18 protein-coding genes are annotated in these 16,754 nt (G+C 61.6%); 6 read left to right on the top strand and 12 right to left on the bottom strand.

Annotated features, from left to right (window positions below):
* Window positions 1–29: 29 nt before the first annotated feature.
* From F1609_RS27105 to F1609_RS27095, 3 genes are read right to left on the bottom strand one after another with little or no spacing between them, the layout of a single operon-like run.
* Window positions 30–332 carry a Dabb family protein gene (locus F1609_RS27105; protein ID WP_167079889.1) on the bottom strand — a complete coding sequence of 101 codons (303 nt, stop codon included), beginning with the start codon at window positions 330–332 and terminating at the stop codon, window positions 30–32.
* Window positions 333–345: 13 nt separating this feature from the next.
* The gene (locus tag F1609_RS27100) at window positions 346–2,202 is read right to left on the bottom strand and encodes an acyl-CoA dehydrogenase (RefSeq protein ID WP_167079887.1); all 1,857 of its coding nucleotides are present in this window, start codon (window positions 2,200–2,202) and stop codon (window positions 346–348) included.
* Between the two features lie 56 nt (window positions 2,203–2,258).
* A complete protein-coding gene (locus F1609_RS27095) occupies window positions 2,259–3,437 on the bottom strand; it encodes an acetyl-CoA C-acyltransferase (RefSeq protein ID WP_167079885.1) in 1,179 nt (392 codons plus the stop codon).
* 135 nt (window positions 3,438–3,572) lie between these two features.
* Between F1609_RS27095 and F1609_RS27090 the strand changes: the two genes are divergently transcribed.
* Together F1609_RS27090 and F1609_RS27085 are read left to right on the top strand one after the other, a co-directional pair.
* Window positions 3,573–4,250 (top strand): DNA alkylation repair protein, encoded by a 678-nt coding sequence (locus F1609_RS27090; RefSeq protein ID WP_167079883.1) that lies wholly within the window; start codon window positions 3,573–3,575, stop codon window positions 4,248–4,250.
* A gap of 43 nt (window positions 4,251–4,293) precedes the next feature.
* Window positions 4,294–5,460, top strand: coding sequence for an MFS transporter (locus F1609_RS27085; RefSeq protein ID WP_167079881.1), 1,167 nt, complete (start codon window positions 4,294–4,296; stop codon window positions 5,458–5,460).
* Window positions 5,461–5,505: 45 nt separating this feature from the next.
* Here F1609_RS27085 and F1609_RS27080 read toward each other — a convergent pair whose 3' ends face one another.
* Both F1609_RS27080 and F1609_RS27075 read right to left on the bottom strand, forming a co-directional pair.
* The gene (locus F1609_RS27080; protein WP_167079879.1) at window positions 5,506–5,850 is read right to left on the bottom strand and encodes a hypothetical protein; all 345 of its coding nucleotides are present in this window, start codon (window positions 5,848–5,850) and stop codon (window positions 5,506–5,508) included.
* 334 nt (window positions 5,851–6,184) lie between these two features.
* The gene (locus F1609_RS27075) at window positions 6,185–7,264 is read right to left on the bottom strand and encodes a PDDEXK nuclease domain-containing protein (protein ID WP_167079878.1); all 1,080 of its coding nucleotides are present in this window, start codon (window positions 7,262–7,264) and stop codon (window positions 6,185–6,187) included.
* A gap of 354 nt (window positions 7,265–7,618) precedes the next feature.
* On the opposite strand from F1609_RS27075, the gene F1609_RS27070 reads away from it, so the two are divergent.
* A complete protein-coding gene (locus tag F1609_RS27070; protein WP_167079876.1) occupies window positions 7,619–9,322 on the top strand; it encodes an MFS transporter in 1,704 nt (567 codons plus the stop codon).
* A gap of 70 nt (window positions 9,323–9,392) precedes the next feature.
* Here F1609_RS27070 and F1609_RS27065 read toward each other — a convergent pair whose 3' ends face one another.
* The 4 genes from F1609_RS27065 to F1609_RS27050 are packed head-to-tail and all read right to left on the bottom strand — an operon-like array spanning window position 9,393 to window position 11,966.
* Complete coding sequence (locus tag F1609_RS27065) at window positions 9,393–9,803, bottom strand: hypothetical protein (RefSeq protein ID WP_167079874.1); 411 nt, start codon at window positions 9,801–9,803, stop codon at window positions 9,393–9,395.
* Window positions 9,804–9,819: 16 nt separating this feature from the next.
* Window positions 9,820–10,353 carry a gamma carbonic anhydrase family protein gene (locus F1609_RS27060; protein ID WP_167079873.1) on the bottom strand — a complete coding sequence of 178 codons (534 nt, stop codon included), beginning with the start codon at window positions 10,351–10,353 and terminating at the stop codon, window positions 9,820–9,822.
* Entirely contained in the window at window positions 10,354–11,325 is a 972-nt protein-coding gene (locus F1609_RS27055) for a threo-3-hydroxy-L-aspartate ammonia-lyase (RefSeq protein ID WP_167079871.1), read from the bottom strand. It abuts the gene before it with no gap.
* Window positions 11,322–11,966 (bottom strand): helix-turn-helix transcriptional regulator, encoded by a 645-nt coding sequence (locus tag F1609_RS27050; RefSeq protein WP_167079959.1) that lies wholly within the window; start codon window positions 11,964–11,966, stop codon window positions 11,322–11,324. The genes F1609_RS27055 and F1609_RS27050 overlap by 4 nt, the downstream gene beginning before the upstream one ends.
* Window positions 11,967–12,123: 157 nt before the next feature.
* Here F1609_RS27050 and F1609_RS27045 point away from each other — a divergent pair, with 157 nt between their 5' ends.
* Window positions 12,124–12,498 (top strand): DUF6463 family protein, encoded by a 375-nt coding sequence (locus F1609_RS27045; protein WP_167079869.1) that lies wholly within the window; start codon window positions 12,124–12,126, stop codon window positions 12,496–12,498.
* 49 nt (window positions 12,499–12,547) lie between these two features.
* Here F1609_RS27045 and F1609_RS27040 read toward each other — a convergent pair whose 3' ends face one another.
* Together F1609_RS27040 and F1609_RS27035 are read right to left on the bottom strand one after the other, a co-directional pair.
* The gene (locus F1609_RS27040; RefSeq protein WP_167079868.1) at window positions 12,548–13,090 is read right to left on the bottom strand and encodes a TetR/AcrR family transcriptional regulator; all 543 of its coding nucleotides are present in this window, start codon (window positions 13,088–13,090) and stop codon (window positions 12,548–12,550) included.
* An 89-nt stretch (window positions 13,091–13,179) separates the two neighbouring features.
* The gene (locus tag F1609_RS27035; RefSeq protein ID WP_229422092.1) at window positions 13,180–14,541 is read right to left on the bottom strand and encodes a serine hydrolase domain-containing protein; all 1,362 of its coding nucleotides are present in this window, start codon (window positions 14,539–14,541) and stop codon (window positions 13,180–13,182) included.
* Between the two features lie 271 nt (window positions 14,542–14,812).
* On the opposite strand from F1609_RS27035, the gene F1609_RS27030 reads away from it, so the two are divergent.
* Window positions 14,813–15,265 (top strand): GNAT family N-acetyltransferase, encoded by a 453-nt coding sequence (locus F1609_RS27030; RefSeq protein WP_167079866.1) that lies wholly within the window; start codon window positions 14,813–14,815, stop codon window positions 15,263–15,265.
* Between the two features lie 125 nt (window positions 15,266–15,390).
* Entirely contained in the window at window positions 15,391–15,768 is a 378-nt protein-coding gene (locus F1609_RS27025; RefSeq protein WP_167079864.1) for a hypothetical protein, read from the top strand.
* Between the two features lie 54 nt (window positions 15,769–15,822).
* Here F1609_RS27025 and F1609_RS27020 read toward each other — a convergent pair whose 3' ends face one another.
* Window positions 15,823–16,716: a LysR family transcriptional regulator gene (locus F1609_RS27020; RefSeq protein WP_167079863.1), complete on the bottom strand. Its 894-nt coding sequence runs from the start codon at window positions 16,714–16,716 to the stop codon at window positions 15,823–15,825.
* Window positions 16,717–16,754 lie beyond the last annotated feature (38 nt).

Below are 16,754 nucleotides of genomic sequence, written 5' to 3'. Positions count from 1 at the left end.
GTAATCCTTTTTTTATTCAGCTGTCGATATCAAATGTTGTAGTCCATGCATTGGCGTTCGTCCCGAATGGCGCCAAAGAATGGTTTGAGTGCGTGGTGGGTCGGATGCTCGCCGTAAGCCTTTAACGCTTCCTTGTCGGCGAACTCCGAGTACAGCACCACGTCGTACGTTGCTTCCAGGCCCGGCTGGGCCAGCGCGACTTCGAAGGCGAACATGCCCGGCACGATGTTCTTGCAGGCATCAAGCCGCTCTTTCATCTTGCGCGCGTTGGTGGCGCGGTCGGCGCCTTCGGCAAAGTCTTTCAGCTTCCACATGACGATGTGTTTGATCATGGTTAATCGGTCCTCAGAACCACGCATCCTGCATGTCGAGCGTGGTGGTGTCGATGCTGGCCAGCAGGTCGAGCTGTTGCTGGACTTTGGGCAGTTCCCAGTGGAAGAAATAGCGGTTCGCTTGCAGCTTGCCGTGGTAGAAGTTGCTGTCATCCTCAGACGGCGACGCCGCCAGCGCATGGGTGGCCACCAGCGCCTGTTCCAGCCAGATCCAGGCGAGCACGGTATGGCCGACCGCTTCCAGGTACAGGCTGGCGTTGGCAAGCGTCTTGTTCATGTCGCCGGCCGCGTACAGCGTTTTGGTAACGCTGGCGATGCGCTGCCATTCTTCTTCGAGCAGGTCGGCATTGGCGTGCAGGTCGACCGACACATCGGCCGCGCGCACCTTGGCAATCGTCGCGGCAATGTCGCCGCCGATGGCCTTGAACAGCGCGCCCTCCTGGATCGAGGCCTTGCGTCCCAGCAAGTCGAGCCCGTGGATGCCGTGCGTGCCTTCGTGGATGGCGTTGAGGCGGTTATCGCGGTAGAACTGTTCGACGTTGTATTCCCGCGTGTAGCCGTAGCCGCCATGCACCTGGATGGCCAGGCTGTTCGCTTCCACGCACCATTGCGACGGCCACGACTTGGTGATCGGCGTGAGGAAGTCGAGCAGGCGGCCGGCGTGCGCGCGCGCTTCCGGGTCCGGGGCGGTGCGCTGCTCGTCAACCAGGCGCGCCGAATACAGCACCAGCGCCATGGCGCCTTCGGCGTAGGCTTTCTGGGCCAGCAGCATGCGCCGCACATCGGTGTGCTCGATGATGGGCAGTTGCGGCTTGACCGGGTCTTTTTCGGCCGGGTGGCGTCCTTGCGGACGGCTGCGCGCATAGTCGAGCGCGTGCAGGTAGCCGGTCACGCCCAGCACGGCGGCGCCAAGGCCGACCCCGATGCGCGCTTCGTTCATCATGTGGAACATATTGGCCAGGCCCTGGTGCGGCTGGCCGACCAGGTAGCCGACCGCACCGGCCTTGCCGAGCGGCTTGAAGCGGCCTTCGCCGAAATTGAGCAGGCAATTGGTGGTGCCGCGGTTGCCCATCTTATGGTTCAGTCCGGCCAGCACGACGTCGTTGCGCTCGCCCGGCTCGCCATCGTCGCCGACCAGGAACTTGGGGACGATGAACAGGGAGATACCCTTGACGCCCGGAATCAGGCGCCCGTCCGGGCCAGGAATCTTGGCCAGCACCAGGTGCACGATATTGCCCGCGAGGTCGTGTTCGCCGGCGGAAATCCACATCTTGTTGCCGGACAGGCGGTACTGGCGCTCGCCATCGGAGCCCTCGGCCGGGTCGGGCTCGGCGCGGGTGGTAATGTCGGACAGACTGGAACCGGCTTGCGGTTCCGACAGGCACATGGTGCCGAAGAATTTGCCGGCATAAAGCGGCCGCACGAAGCGCTCGATCTGCTGCGGCGTGGCGGTTTTCAGCAAGGTGTTGGCGTTGCCGATGGTGAGAAAAATGTAGGCCGAGGTGGCCACATTGGCCGCCGTAACGTACGCGCTGACGCATTTTTCGAGCACGCATGGCAGTTGCATGCCGTCGAACTCGTAATCTTGCCCTGCCGCCATGAGGCCGGCGGCGGAAAAAGCGTCGAGCGCGGTTTTTACTTCGGGAATGATCGTCACGGTCGTGCCGTCGAAATGCGGCTCGTGCTGATCGTTCTTTTTGTTGTGCGGCGCGAACAGGTCGGTGGCGATCTGTTCGGCGGTATCGATGGCCGCGTTGAACGTTTCGCGGCTGTGGTCGGCAAAGCGTGGACGCGCGGTCAGCGCCTCCACGTCCAGCCATTCATACAGCAGGAAGTCGAGATCGCGGCGTGACAATATCTTGGATTGCATCTAGGGCCCCGTGGAAAGGTTGCGGGGCCGCGCCGGAGCGCGCGCCCCGGCGTGAATCAGACGACTTCGAACAGGCCGGCAGCGCCCTGGCCGCCACCGATGCACATGGTCGCGACGACGTATTTAACGCCACGGCGTTTGCCTTCGATGAGGGCGTGACCGACCAGGCGGGCGCCGGAGACGCCGTACGGGTGGCCGACGGCAATCGCGCCACCGTTGACGTTGAGGCGGTCCATCGGGATGCCCAGGCGGTCGGCGCAATACAGCACCTGCACCGCGAACGCTTCGTTCAGTTCCCACAGGCCGATGTCGGCAATCGACAGGCCGGCTTTTTTCAGCAGCTTGGGAATCGCAAACACCGGGCCGATGCCCATTTCATCCGGCTCGCAACCGGCCACGGCAAAGCCGCGGAAGATGCCGAGCGGCTGCAGGCCGCGCGCTTGCGCCACGTTGCTGCTCATAAGGATGGCAACCGATGCGCCATCCGAAAACTGGCTGGCGTTACCGGCCGAAATGACCCCGCCCGGCACCGCGCTGCGGATCTTGGAGACGGCTTCGAGCGTGGTATCGGCACGGATGCCTTCGTCCGCGCTGATGGTCACTTCGCGCGTGACCAGCATGCCCGAGGCTTTGTCGGCCACGCCCATGGTGGTGGTCATCGGCACGATTTCGGCGTTGAACAGGCCGGCGGCCTGGGCGTTGGCGGCGCGCTGCTGGCTCTGCACGCCGTATTCATCCTGGCGGTCGCGGCCGATGTTGTAGCGCTTGGCCACGGTTTCGGCCGTCTGCAGCATGGGCCAGTAAATTTCCGGCTTGTGTTCCTTGAGCCATGGATCGGCCAGCATGTGCTGGTTCATTTCCTGCTGCACGCAAGAAATCGATTCGACACCGCCGGCGGCGTAGATATCGCCTTCGCCGGCAATGATGCGCTGCGCCGCGAGCGCAATGGATTGCAGGCCCGACGAGCAGAACCGGTTGACCGTCATGCCCGCCGTGGAGACCGGGCAGCCGCCGCGCAAGGCGATCTGGCGCGCGATGTTCGCGCCCGTGGCGCCTTCCGGATTGGCACAGCCGATGATGACATCTTCGACCTCGCCCGGCTCGATACCGGCGCGGGCAATGGCGGCCTGCAGCACATGGCCGCCGAGAGTGGCGCCGTGCGTCATGTTGAACGCACCTTTCCACGATTTGGCCAGGCCGGTGCGGGCGGTCGATACGATGACGGCATCTATCATTTGTGTCTCCTGAGTTGGATTAATATGCGCAATGCGCTGTGTTGATCGCTACGAGAATAGCACATTTTAGTACGGTCGTTCGCAAAATTATGCGTGCCAATCGCACCCCGCCCAAACGCCCTGGAAAAGCTGCCCATGAGCATAGCCGAACAAGTGAAAAATACCCTCGCCGCGCTGGCCGATCCGGCCCAGGCGGCGCGCATGAGCGCCTACATGCGCGACCAGTTCGCCTTCCACGGCATTCCCACGCCGGCCCGGCGCGCCGCGCTCAAGCCGCTTGTGCGCAGCCTCAAGGGCGTGGACGCCGGGGTGCTGCTCGGGGCCGCCGGCGAACTGTGGCGCGAGCCGCAGCGCGAGTGCCAGTACGCCGCCATCGACCTGCTCGCCGCGCACGTCAAGCAACTCGATGGCGCGCACATCGACGCGCTGCTGGCGCTGGCGCGCCAGGCGGCGTGGTGGGATGCGGTCGATGCGCTGGCGGTGGTCGTCGGCACGGTGGTGCGCGCGGACGCTGCGCTGCGCCAGCCGCGCATGGACGAGGCCGTACGCCACCCGGACTTGTGGACGCGCCGCGTGGCCATGCTGCATCAACTTGGCTGGCGCGCCGATACCGACCTGGCGCGCCTGTTCGGCTACGCCTTGCAACTGGCGCACGAAGAGGATTTTTTCATCCGCAAGGCCATCGGCTGGGGCTTGCGCGACTATGCCCATCACGACCCCGAGGCGGTGCGCGTTTTTCTGCTGGCACATCGCGCCACCTTGTCCGCCCTGACCGTGCGCGAGGCGGGCAAACATCTGAATATGGGGCGATGAACTTATGCTAATCTTGGTTTTCTGAAAATTCTTTCCGAGAGCCATGAGCCAACAGCGCCGCCTCGCCATGCCGCTTGCCGCGCTGACTGCCGTCGGCATGCTGGCATCGGACCTGTATCTTCCCGCGCTGCCAAGCATGCAGGCCCAGCTGAGCGCCACGATGACCGCCGGACAAGGCACCATGGCAGTTTTCATGCTGGCGCTGGCCTTCTCGCAGTTCGCATGGGGTGCCGTGGCCGACCGTTATGGCGACTTGCACGCGATCGTGGCGGGCACCGTCCTGCTGGCCGTCGGTAGTGTGGTATGCGGCCTGGCGCCGGATATGCCGAGCTTGCTGATCGGACGCCTGGTCCAGGGCCTGGGCGCCGGCGCGGCAACCGTGGCCGTGCCGGCGCTGATCCGGCGGCGCTTTTCCGAAGCCGACAGCGTGGCGGCGATGGCGCTGGTGGCCACCGTCGAGTCGACCGTGCCGGCCATCGGGCCGGTGCTGGGCGCGGCCATCGTGCTGCACCTGGACTGGCGCGTCTCCTTTTACCTGATTGCGGCCGTTGCCGTGGGCTTGCTGCCGCTGGTGTCGCGCATTGTCGGGCGCGGCGCAAACGCCGCGCAGGCCGCCAAGGCCACGGACCCGGCTGGGACCTGGCTCAATTGGGGCTTTGCACGGCATGCGCTCAGCTACGCGACCATGTTCGGGGCACTGCTGATGGTCGTCGCCAGCGCGCCGCATCTGGTGACGGCCTGGATCGGCACTGGCGTGGGCGGGTTTGCGGTGCTGCAGTTGTGCGGAGTCGGCGCCTTCATGCTGGCGGCCACGGGCGGAGCCAGGCTGGCCGGGCGCCACGGCGTCGGGCGCGCCATGCTGATCGGGGCGGGCCTGCAACTGCTGGCGGCAGCCATGATGCTGGCGCAGGCGCTGGCCGACCTGCGTTCGCTGACGGCGCTGATCGCCGCGTGGGCCGTGTTTTGCGCCGGGCTGGGCCTGCGCGGGCCGTCGCTGATGTCGCGCGCGCTGTCGCTGGCCGCGGGCAACCCTGGCAAGGGAGCTGGCGTGGTCATGACGGCGGCGTTCGGGATGACCGCGCTGGCCACGATGGCGGTCGCGCCGTTTTTGACGGGCGGCTTGCTGCCGGTGGCGCTGGGCGTGGCGATCCTTGTTCTGTCGAGCATTCTGCTGTTGATCGGCGGCACAGCCAGCCGGCAAGTATCGTAGCAGACTGGACCGCATCTCGACGCCACTTCTTCAAACCACGGAAAGTCACGGCGGACCGAACGGCGTCCATGTGGTACCGTCGAAGACGCTTGCGCCATAAAATCCCGCCAACGGCATCACGCCATCGCCAACCGCAAGATTTCCCGAACACGCACGTACGCTGGACGGCAGTTCCGGGTCGACCAGTACGCCGTTTTCGATCGTCCAGGTCCCAAAGTCTGAGGTGCACCGCACCTTCCCTGCAAACCACACCATATCCCGGAAAGGCAAACTCATGGCGCCCTTGTATATCAAGCGCCAGTCGTCGTCGCGGCCGCGCATCACCGATCCGCCTTGCAGGCCCACATAGACAAAGCCGTCTCCTGCGCAACCGATTGTCTGGATACGCATGGTGGTCGGCACCGTGCATCGGTACCAGCGGTTTCCGTCGTATCGCCAAAGATCGCCGGCTCCGCCGCCAGCGTAGATGTCGGACGCGCTGTAGCCATCGATAGCATGAAAACCTTCAATTGGTTTTTACTGGCGACCGCGCATTTGTAGATCTGGTACTCCTCAAACAGCTCATCCCAGTATTCCTGGCTGATCATGACTTGCCCCTTTGCCGTCCGGCGTCGATTTTTTTGAGGCCTGTGCCGGCCAAGCGGCGACATGATGCCGGAACGCGCAGGGGCTGTCGATCACGTGTCGCGCACGCTGTCGCGGGTGTGGCGCTTTTCTTGTCTTATTAAGTTATCTGCCCGGGGCCGACGACTGACGCTTGCGCCGGCGCGGCCCGATTAGTCAAGCGCGCCTTCGACAAGGCTACCGCTTCACTCAATTTACGCTCAAGTACCTGCCGGGAAGGAAGTCCGGTAAGGTACTCGGCCACATGGATGCCGCTTTGCCCAAGTTCCAACAGTTCAATCTGCTCGCGATTTTTGCCCGTGCAAAGAATGATGCCCAGCGGCGGGGCTTCACCAGCTTCCTGTTCATGTTTTGCGAGCCACCGCAAGTAAAGCTCCATCTGGCCTTTATCAGCCGCTTTGAATTCAGCGAGTTTCAGTTCGATAGCGACCAGGCGGCGCAAGCGGCGGTTGTAGAACAGCAAATCAATGTAGAAATCACTGTTATCAATTTGGAGCCGTTTCTGCCGCGCAACGAAGCTAAACCCGGCGCCAAGCTCCAACAGAAAGTTTTCCATCTCGCGCAGAATGGCATCTTCCAGATCCTTTTCCAGATACCGGTCGCGCAAGCCCAAAAAATCCAACACGTAAGGGTCCTTCAACACGAGATTCGAACTGAGTAATCCGTCATTGCGAAGTGTCGCCAGTTCACTGACCAACAACTCGTCAGGCTTGCGCGACAGTGCAGTCCGTTCAAACAACATTGACTCCAATCGTCCCTGTAACGTGCGGGTGCTCCATCCCTCGCTTCGGCACATTTCGAGATAAAACTCTCTCTTGAGCGGATCTTCAATGTAGATCAAGCAGCGAAAGTGGGTCCAGCTCAATTGTCTACTCAGCGCGTAGACAATGTCTTCCTCAGGAAACACCTCGTTAAAGCGCAGCATGTGGCGCAGGTTCTTGGCTCCGAAACTGCGTCCATGATCGCCCTCCAATTGTTTGGCGAGGGACACGATGATCTGTTCGCCATATACTGCGCGCGCCCCATGGAGCAAGTCGATGCGAATTCGCCGGCCGATTCGCCAGTACAGCAGCGTCAACGACGCATTGACCGTCGCGCATACTTCTGCATGCGCATCCATGATGAGTGCGCGAACATCGCGGGCAAGATCAGAGGCTGCCGCTACCCGTGATGCCACCATTGATTTCCCCTTATTACCTGCGTTGATACTTCTGTGCCGATGCCACCGCTTCATCCAGCCCTGCTGTCCTGATCTACACCGTCAACCAGTTGGACCGCCAACGCACGAGTAAATTCCACCGAACCCAATTGTTTTGCAGGCCGCAGCCTTCCCCCATCATTTTGCGGTTCTATTTACCCACGTCAAGACATGATTGTATTTACACAAAACGCCAGCTTTTCCGATATCGAAAAAGTAAGCTTCACGTAAGTTTCAAGCAAGCATCGCGTAAGTTTGGGAGTCCACACTCAGATCCAGCTGGATAAATACGGCTATTCCGATGAAGCAATAACTATATTAAACACGGAGACACACATGGCAATTACACCTGGCAACGCGATCGACGGGCGCAAGGGGAATCCCGCCGACGCGGGGATGACCAAGGAAGAGCGCAAGGTCATCTTTGCTTCCTCCCTGGGCACGGTATTCGAATGGTATGACTTCTACCTGTACGGCGCACTCGCTCCCATCATCGCCAAGCAATTTTTCGTCGGCGACCCCACCACCGCCTTCATTTTCGCCCTGCTCGCCTTCGCCGCCGGCTTCATCGTGCGCCCATTCGGCGCGCTGGTGTTCGGCCGCCTCGGCGACATGATCGGCCGCAAGTACACCTTCCTGGTGACCATCTTGCTGATGGGCGCATCGACCTTTCTGGTCGGCCTGTTGCCAAGCTACGCCAGCATCGGCATTGCCGCACCGATTATCCTGGTTTCCCTGCGCATCTTGCAGGGCCTGGCACTGGGCGGCGAGTACGGCGGTGCGGCAACGTATGTCGCCGAACACGCGCCGCACGGCAAGCGCGGCTTTTTCACCGCGTGGATCCAGACCACCGCCACGATGGGCCTGTTCCTGTCGTTGCTGGTGATCCTGGGCACGCGTACCGCCCTCGGCGAACCGGAATTCGCCGCCTGGGGCTGGCGTATTCCATTCCTGGTCTCGGTGCTGCTGCTCGGCATCTCGGTCTGGATCCGCCTGTCGATGAACGAGTCGCCCGCATTCGCCAAGATGAAAGCCGAAGGCAAGACGTCCAAGGCGCCGCTGTCGGAAGCCTTCCTCCAGCCGAAGAATGCCAAGATCGTGTTCCTGGCGCTGGTCGGCCTGACCATGGGCCAGGCCGTCGTCTGGTACACCGGCCAGTTCTACGCCCTGTTCTTCCTGACCCAGACCCTCAAGGTCGACGGCGCCGTGGCCAACATCCTGATCGCCATTTCGCTGCTGCTGGCGACCCCATTCTTCATCGTGTTCGGCTCGCTGTCGGACAAGATCGGCCGTAAATGGATCATCCTGGGCGGCTGCGCGATTGCTGCCGTTACTTACTTCCCGATCTTCAAGGGCATCACCCACTACGCCAACCCGGCGCTGGAAGCTGCCCTGCAAAGTTCGCCAGTGGTGGTCGTGGCCGATCCGGCATCGTGCCACTTCCAGTTCAACCTGACCGGCACCAAGAAGTTTCCATCGTCGTGCGACATTGCTTCCGGCATGCTGACCCAGTCGTCGGTCAGCTATACCAAGGAAGACGCACCAGCGGGCACGATTGCCAAGGTGCGCATTGGCGACAAGGAATACACGTCGTTCAACGCGGTCATGACCCCGGACGGCCTGAACTTCGACGCCGACAGCAAAGCGAAGGAAAAAACGCTGAAAACCGAGATCTCCGCAGCGATCAAGGCGGCCGGTTATCCGGACAAAGCCAACACCGACCAGATCAACAAGCCGATGGTCGTGTTGCTGCTGTTCATCCTTGTGCTGTATGTGACGGCCGTGTATGGCCCGATCGCGGCCATGCTGGTCGAAATGTTCCCGACCCGCATCCGCTACACCTCGATGTCGCTGCCTTACCATATCGGTAACGGCTGGTTCGGCGGCTTGCTGCCAACCACCGCGTTCGCACTTGTTGCGTACAAGGGCGATATTTACTACGGCCTGTGGTATCCGATTATCGTGGCGCTGATCACGGTGGTCGTTGGTGGCCTGTTCGTCCGCGAAACCAAGGACAACGACATCTACGCCGCCGACTGAGCGGTTTGAAGCACGCATGAAAAATGCCGCTTTCGAGCGGCATTTTTTTCGTCCGTGCCGGACTGGCGGATCAGGGCGTCGGCGCGCCGGAACGGCCGTCGAACCAGGTCCACACGCCTTCGTGATGCAGCATCCAGATGCGTTGCGAGGCAATGCCGATGATGAGCACGTCGCCGTCGAACAGCATCCCCCCATTCTGTTTCCTGTAACCCGCAGCGAACTCGCGCAGGCCGTCGCGATGCACCTTGAACGCGCCGCGCTGGCCCGTATACGAGGCATCGGTGACCACGTACAGTTGTTCCGGCAAGAAGGCGGCAATGTCGATGAGGCCGATGATCTCGCTGTCGTCCATGCCCTCGGCGTCGGCCAGGCGCCGCCACCGCTCTGGCGGTACAAGATGCTCGATCACGTCCGTGAACGACGAACAGCGCCAGCCGAATGCGGCGTTGACGCTCGCCAGCAGGGCATCGAGCGGCATCATTGCGTGATCGAGGCGCTCACTCGCCGCTCAGATAATTGTTCTTTACCCGCACATAATGCTCGGCCGAGTATTTGAGAAAGGCCAGTTCGGCCTCGGTCAGGGCGCGCACCTTGCGCACCGGGCGGCCGACATATAAATAGCCGCTTTCAAGTACCTTCCCCGGCGGCACCAGGCTGCCCGCGCCGACCATCACGCGCGCCGAAATGACGGCATCGTCCATCACGATGGCGCCCATGCCGATCAGGCATTCGTCTTCAATCGTGCAGCCGTGCAGAATGGCGTTGTGGCCGATGGTGACGTAGTCGCCGATGACCAGCGGCGAACCGAGCGGCTTGCCGGGATGCTTGTGCGAGACATGGCACATCACGAAATCCTGGATATTCGAGCAGCGCCCCACCACGATGTGATTGACGTCGCCGCGCACCACCGCATTGCACCAGATGGACGAATCATCGCCCAGGGTCACATCGCCGATCACCTGCGCCGAGGCGTGGATATAGGTCTGCCCGCCGATACGCGGGTGCGCGCCGAGATAGGAAGTCAGTGCCATTCAAGCCCCCTTCTGGATCAGCATGGCCATGCGTTGCAGGTCGATATTGCCGCCCGAAACGATGACGCCGACCCGCTTGTTCTTAAAATCGTAACGCGGATTGAGCGCCACGGCCGCGCCCAGGCAGCCCGACGGCTCCACCGTGATTTTCATGTGGCCGGCGAAAAACGTCATCGCCTCGACCAGTTCGGCATCCGTCACCGTCAGGATATCGTCGACCCGCGCGCGGATCACCGCAAAGGTGTGCTGGCCCAGGTGCTGGGTCTGGGCGCCGTCGGCAATGGTGTCGGGCGTGGCAATGTGGACGATCTCGCCGCTGCGCAAACTGCGCTGGCCGTCGTTGCCCGCTTCGGGCTCCACACCGAACACGCGGCAATCCGGGTTCATCGCCTTGGCGGCGGTGGCGCAGCCGGACAGCAGGCCGCCCCCGCCCAGCGGCACCAGCAGCACGTCGAGCGGGCCGGCGTCTTCGATCAGCTCCTTGGCCGCAGTGCCCTGCCCGGCCATCACGTGCACGTGGTCGTAAGGCGGAATCAGGGTCAGGCCGCGTTCAAGCGCCAGCGCGTTGCCGATCGCTTCGCGGTCTTCGGTGTAGCGGTCGTAGGTGACGACTTCGGCGCCGTAGCCGCGCGTGGCAGCCACCTTGATGGCGGGCGCGTCGAGCGGCATGACGATCACCGCCTTAATTCCCAGCAATTTGGCCGCGAGCGCGATGCCCTGTGCGTGGTTGCCGGACGAATAGGTCACCACGCCGCAGGCGCGCTGTTCCGGCGAAAACTGCGCCAGCGCGTTGTAGGCGCCGCGCATCTTGAAGGCGCCGGTGCGCTGCAGGTTTTCGCACTTGAAGAAAATCTGCGCGCCGGTGCGTTCGTTGGCGGTGGTCGAGGTCAGCACCGGCGTGCGGTGGACCGCGGCGGCAATGCGCTCGTGCGCCCGCGCCACGTCGTCGAAGGAAATGGGAAGCTGGATCATGAGGATGAATCTTTCTGTGGAAGATAGGAATACACGGTGGGCCGGGCAACGCCAAGCATGGCCGCCACGACCGCCTGGGCGTTTTTCAGGTCCATCAAGCCGGCGTTCGCCAGTTGCTGCACGGCTTCGCGCCGCTGGGCAGGCGTGAGCGTGTGCGCTGTCTTGTTGAGCCGGGCGGCGAAGCCCTCGAGCGCGGCGCGCAATTCGTCCAGACGCGGCGAGGCCAGCGATTCGCGGATAGGTGTCGCGTCGGACTCGGTCCGCGCCAGTTGCGCCAGGCTGGCCGAGAGGCTGGCAAGCATCGACACGTCCACGTTCAGGCACAGGGCCGCCACATACTCGCCGGCGCTGTTGCGCAAGCCGATCGAGGTGCTCTTCGCGGGACGCCCGTCCGGGAACTGGTTGGCATAATTTTGCAAGACATCGGGAAAATCGGGATTGGTGATGCGCGCCATGCCGATGTCGGTAGTCGGATCGCCCACTTCGCGCCCGGACAAGTTGTTCGAGATGGCAACGATCGACGATGCCGGACGGCTCAGGTCGTGCAGCACGACTTCCACCATCGGCGCCAGGGTGCGTCCGAGGGCATCGACAATTTTCTTGCTTTCGCGCAGGAGCAGTTCGTTTTCGGTGAGGGTCATGACTGACATTATGTCACCTCCGGACAATATGTCAATATCCACATTCGAATCATTGATGTATTGACCACACCGGGCTGGACTGGCATTATCCCAACCATACCGCGAGGTATGGTGACGTGCAGCATCCTGCCAGCGCACGATTTTAGAGGAATTGACGATGAATTACGCTTGGGGCCACATTGCAGCAGCCAGCTTGTTTGCGCTCGGCATACTCCACATGGTGTTCGGAGTAGCACGTTTCCGGCATCCACTGGCCGCCATCGTGCGCGAAGGCGTGTTCGACCGATGCGGGGGCGACGACGAGCGCAGGCTGGCATGCTGGTTCATCGCCTTCGGGGCGCCGCTGTCCTTGTGCGGCCACCTTGCACTGCGGGCCAATGAAGCCGCCGATCTCGCGACCCTTGGGCTGATCGGACTATATGGCTGCGTAACGGCCAGCGCCGGTGTCATTGCCTTTCCGCGCTCGCCGCTGTGGGGCCTGCTTGCGGTATCGATGGTGCTCATTGCCGTTGGCCAGGGATGGCTGGTGTAATGCTTGCCACCGAAAGCTGGCTGCCGGGACCGAACTAGCGTCCCCGCAACTAGCGTTTAAGTGGCGGCGTCAGCAACTGCACCACGGTGCCGATTTCGGCCTCGCTCATTTCCGGCGCCCCGATCGCGGCATGCCCGATGAAGGCGCAGTAATTCCAACGCGCAATCACCGGCGCCTGATCGGCCGGCCAGCCGCTATCGGTCAGCAGCGTGGCGACATACTCGACCCGTTTGCGGTCGACCCGCTCCTGCACTTCCCGCACCTGCTCGTTGGTCATGGACCAGGCGCGGATCGCCCGGCCCAAGGTGAACAGATGGGGCGGTCCGCCGGTAAACAGCTTGGCCAGCTTGCTGCCGACGTCCGCGTCCTCCTGATCGACAATGTCCATCACCTGCTGGGTATGCACCTGCTCCCACTCTTCCATGAGCGCGGACTGGTAATCTTCCAGGTTCTTGAAATGCCAGTAAAAACTGCCTTTGGTAACGCCCATCTTTTGCGCGATCGTCATGATGCGCAAGCCTTCCGGGCCATCGTCGGCAAGTGCCTGCAAGCCGGCGCTGAGCCAGCTCTGTCTGTTCTTTTTATCGTCCATGCCGTTATCATACCCAATGGTTCTGGCAACTCCAATGCCAGATGTAAAGCCGACCATGCCTCCCGCTATAGAGAAAGGCAATATCCGGTCTAATCGAGGCGCAGATTGAACGCGTCGATATTTCCATCCTTGTCGAGAACGACATCGACCAGAACCGCGTAATGGACGTAATTGAAGCGGTAGCGGTAGCGCCGTAGCTCGCCCTCCGTGGCGCGCGACAGCAGGTCGACCGACTGCACCGGCCCCCATTCGCGCGATTCGGAGGCAATGTTCTTCAAGAACGCCGGGGTGAAGCTGGTCCTGGCCCTGGCGCCGATAGCGGGCATGTCGCCATGGTGCAGATGCGACATGGCTTCGCGTACGCGGTAGACAATGCCGGGCTCAGCATCGACAATCGGCGCAGGAACCTTGCGCTTGAGCGCCGGCTGGTAGTGCGCGGCGATGATATCGACAAACCTGACCGGCCGCGCCGCTGCCGAATTGGCCAGCACGACCACCGTCAGCTTGTCGTCCACAAAGCGCGCGAAATCGGCTTTGAAGCCCTGCCACGAACCGCCATGACGGATCACGGGGTGTCCATTGCGCGAATCGATTTGCCAGCCATAACCGTAGGGCGCGGTCTTGCCGTCGTTCAGCTTCACAGGCGTCCAGCTCGCTTCGCGCACACGCGCGTTGAGGATCTTGTTGTCGTACAGCGCCATGTCCCACAGCGCCAGGTCGCGCGCGGTCAGGTACAGGCTGCCGTCGGCGGTGGTGTTCAGGCGCGGGGCCACCCATGCCTGGTTCTTCAGCACGCCATCGACCCGTTCGTAGCCCCGGGCGCGATGCGGGATGATCTCGCTCTCGCTGATGATGCGGGTGCCCATGCCCAGCGGTGCGAAAATCCGCTCGCGCAGCTGGTCGCCATAAAACTTGCCGCCCGCCTTGTTGCAGATGAATCCCAGCAAGTGATAGCCCATATTGCTGTACGACCATTTTTCGCCGGGTTCGGACAACACCGGGATGGTCGCTTCCAGGGCGATCAGTTCCTCGTCGGTGTAATCCTTGCGCATGTCCAGTTTGGCATACGGGTCGCCCAGGCCGGACGTGTGGGTCAGCAAGTGGCGGATGGTGATCTTGTCCCACGCCTTGGGCGTATTCGCCAGATGGCGCGCGACCGGGTCGTCCAGCGAGAGTTTGCCATCTTCCGCCAGCAGCATGACCAGTGCGGCGGTAAAGGTCTTGCCGACCGAGCCGGACTGGAAGACAGTCTGCTGCGTCACCCGCGCGCCGCTTTCGACATCGGCTTCGCCGTATCCCATTTCCTTGACGATCTTGCCATCCTTGACCACGGCGATGCCGAGGCCGGGCACGTGGCCGCGTTTCATTTCGGCGATGATGGCGTCGTCGAGCGGATCGGCATGCACGGAAGCGGCGCCGACCATGGCAGCAAACAGAAATACACATGTCATGCGCATAAATGTCCTTTTAGAATTGTTTTCTTAAGGACATTCTACCGTCAAGTGGCAAGTTCAAGTGGCAAGTAAGCGGTCGGTAATCGCTTTCATGCCATCATCGCGGCTGAACTGGTCGGCGATGATCGGTCGTGCGCTTTGCGCCCGAACGCGACAATGTCTTTCTTGGCCGCTTCATCCATCGTCCTCAACCCTCTTCAAATTGATGATACATTGCAATTTAAGCAGGATTAGCTGCTTTCAAACACCTTGCATGGATGATAACCGCATGAGCATGATTCAGATTCGCCAGGCCGTACTTGCCGACCTCGACGCATTGTCAATTTTATTCGATGGCTACCGCCAGTTTTACCAACGCGACAGCGACGTGACTGCTGCGAAGCAGTTTTTGTCGGACCGTTTTAATCACGGCGAGTCGGTCGTGTTCATTGCGCACGAGGGATCCGAGCCAGTCGGCTTTGCGCAGTTGTATCCGAGCTTTTCGAGTGTTTCTCTCGGGCGGATTTTTATCCTGAACGACTTGTTTGTCAGCGAATCGGGGCGCCGCAAGGGTGTGGGATCCCGTCTCATTTCCGCTTCCGTTGACTTTGCGAAGACGGTGGGGTCAATCCGTCTTGCGCTGTCAACCGCGAGCACCAACGCGAATGCGCAAGCACTGTATGAGGCGAAAGGCTGGGAGCGTGATGATGACTTCTTTTATGTTTACACGATTCCGGCATAAGAACGTCTGACAAGGCCGCTTTATCGGAGGATACGGAAGGTAGGGAAAAACTGAGCTACTCGATTCAATCCATTGTGGCACTGCGGGGCGTTTATCCGGCTGAACTTCCTGCGGGGTTGGTGGTAGTGCAGCTCAATGACGATGTGCAGATGATTCCACTTGGATCAACCGCCCGGGAACAGTACGCAATTCCGTTCTTGCCGTTGACCGACGACGGGGATGTTGAATTTCCCCCATCAATACAAGAACTATGTCGTCAATTGAGCGCAGGCGGCGACCTCGCTTACATCGAGGCGGAGATGTTCGGCGGAGCGGGCGTCCAGGCGTCCGTCCTGGTTGAAGCGGGCGGAAAAATCGGTTCGGCGATCGTAGCGCACGACGCCATCAACGTCGCCCTTCGCTCGCTGGGTATTCGATCTGGCTTCGGCGGAGATGCGTTTACATCGCTTGCACTTGGCCGGTACCGAGAGACAGATGCATGGGTAGATAGCGGCCAGGAATAGCCGTTAAACACGCTTTTGAGCATCGCCCGCAGCGGCCGATGCAGGCCTCAGGCATCAACGGCCCGTTTCGCGGTATTGGCTGAATACCTGACCCATGAAATCGACGACCGCCCTGACCCGCGCGCTGGTGCGCAAACCGCCGTGCATCGATAGCCAGATATCCTGGTCCAGCTCGGGAATATGCGCAATTGCGGCCACCAGATCGTGCTGGTCATTGGCGAGAAAAGTGGCAAGCACGCCCAGTCCCGCGCCATGGGCCACGCCATCGAGAATGCCCAGCCCGTAACTGCATCGCATCCAGGGCACCGGACCGCCGGGCAGTGCGCGCAGCCAGCGGTCGGACTGGAACTCCGCGCGCGGCTCGTCGAAACCGACGAATGGCATGCTCGCCCATTGCTGGCTCGCAAAGGCAGCCGCATGGCGCGTCGCCACATCGCGGCTGCAATACAGCCCGAACGACAAGGTCCCCATATGCCGGGTGACGAGATCGAGCTGTTCGGGCCGGTAAGGGCGAATTGCAATATCGGCTTCGCGTCGCGCCAGATTGTAGGGCCGGTGGGAGGTGACGATTTCCACTTCGATGTTGGGATAGGCCTCATGAAATGGCGCGAACCGGGTCGTCAAGAAATACGATAGCCACTCGTCGGTATTGATCCGCACCACGCCGGAAGCGGCATGGGCGTCCTGGCGATCGCGCGTGCGCTCGACTTCCAGTGCGATCTCGCCCATCTGGTCGGCTAAAGCGAAAACATCGGCGCCAAAGGCGGTCGGAATGCAACCGCCCTGGAAACGTTCAACGAGCTTTTGCCCGACCGCTTCTTCCAGGGCGTCAAGCCGGCGCGATAGCGTAGCCGGGCTGAGCCCGGCTTTCCGGGCGGCGCCCCGCAAGGTGCCTTCCTGTGCGATCAACGACAACAAACGAAGGTCATCCCAGTTCATGTGTTTCATATTTGGAGCATGATGGCGCGATTTTACCTCTATGTGTG

It is taken from the genome of Massilia aquatica (assembly GCF_011682045.1).
In the GTDB taxonomy this organism is placed as follows: domain Bacteria; phylum Pseudomonadota; class Gammaproteobacteria; order Burkholderiales; family Burkholderiaceae_D; genus Telluria_A; species Telluria_A aquatica.
This window is presented reverse-complemented; position numbering and strand designations above follow the sequence as displayed.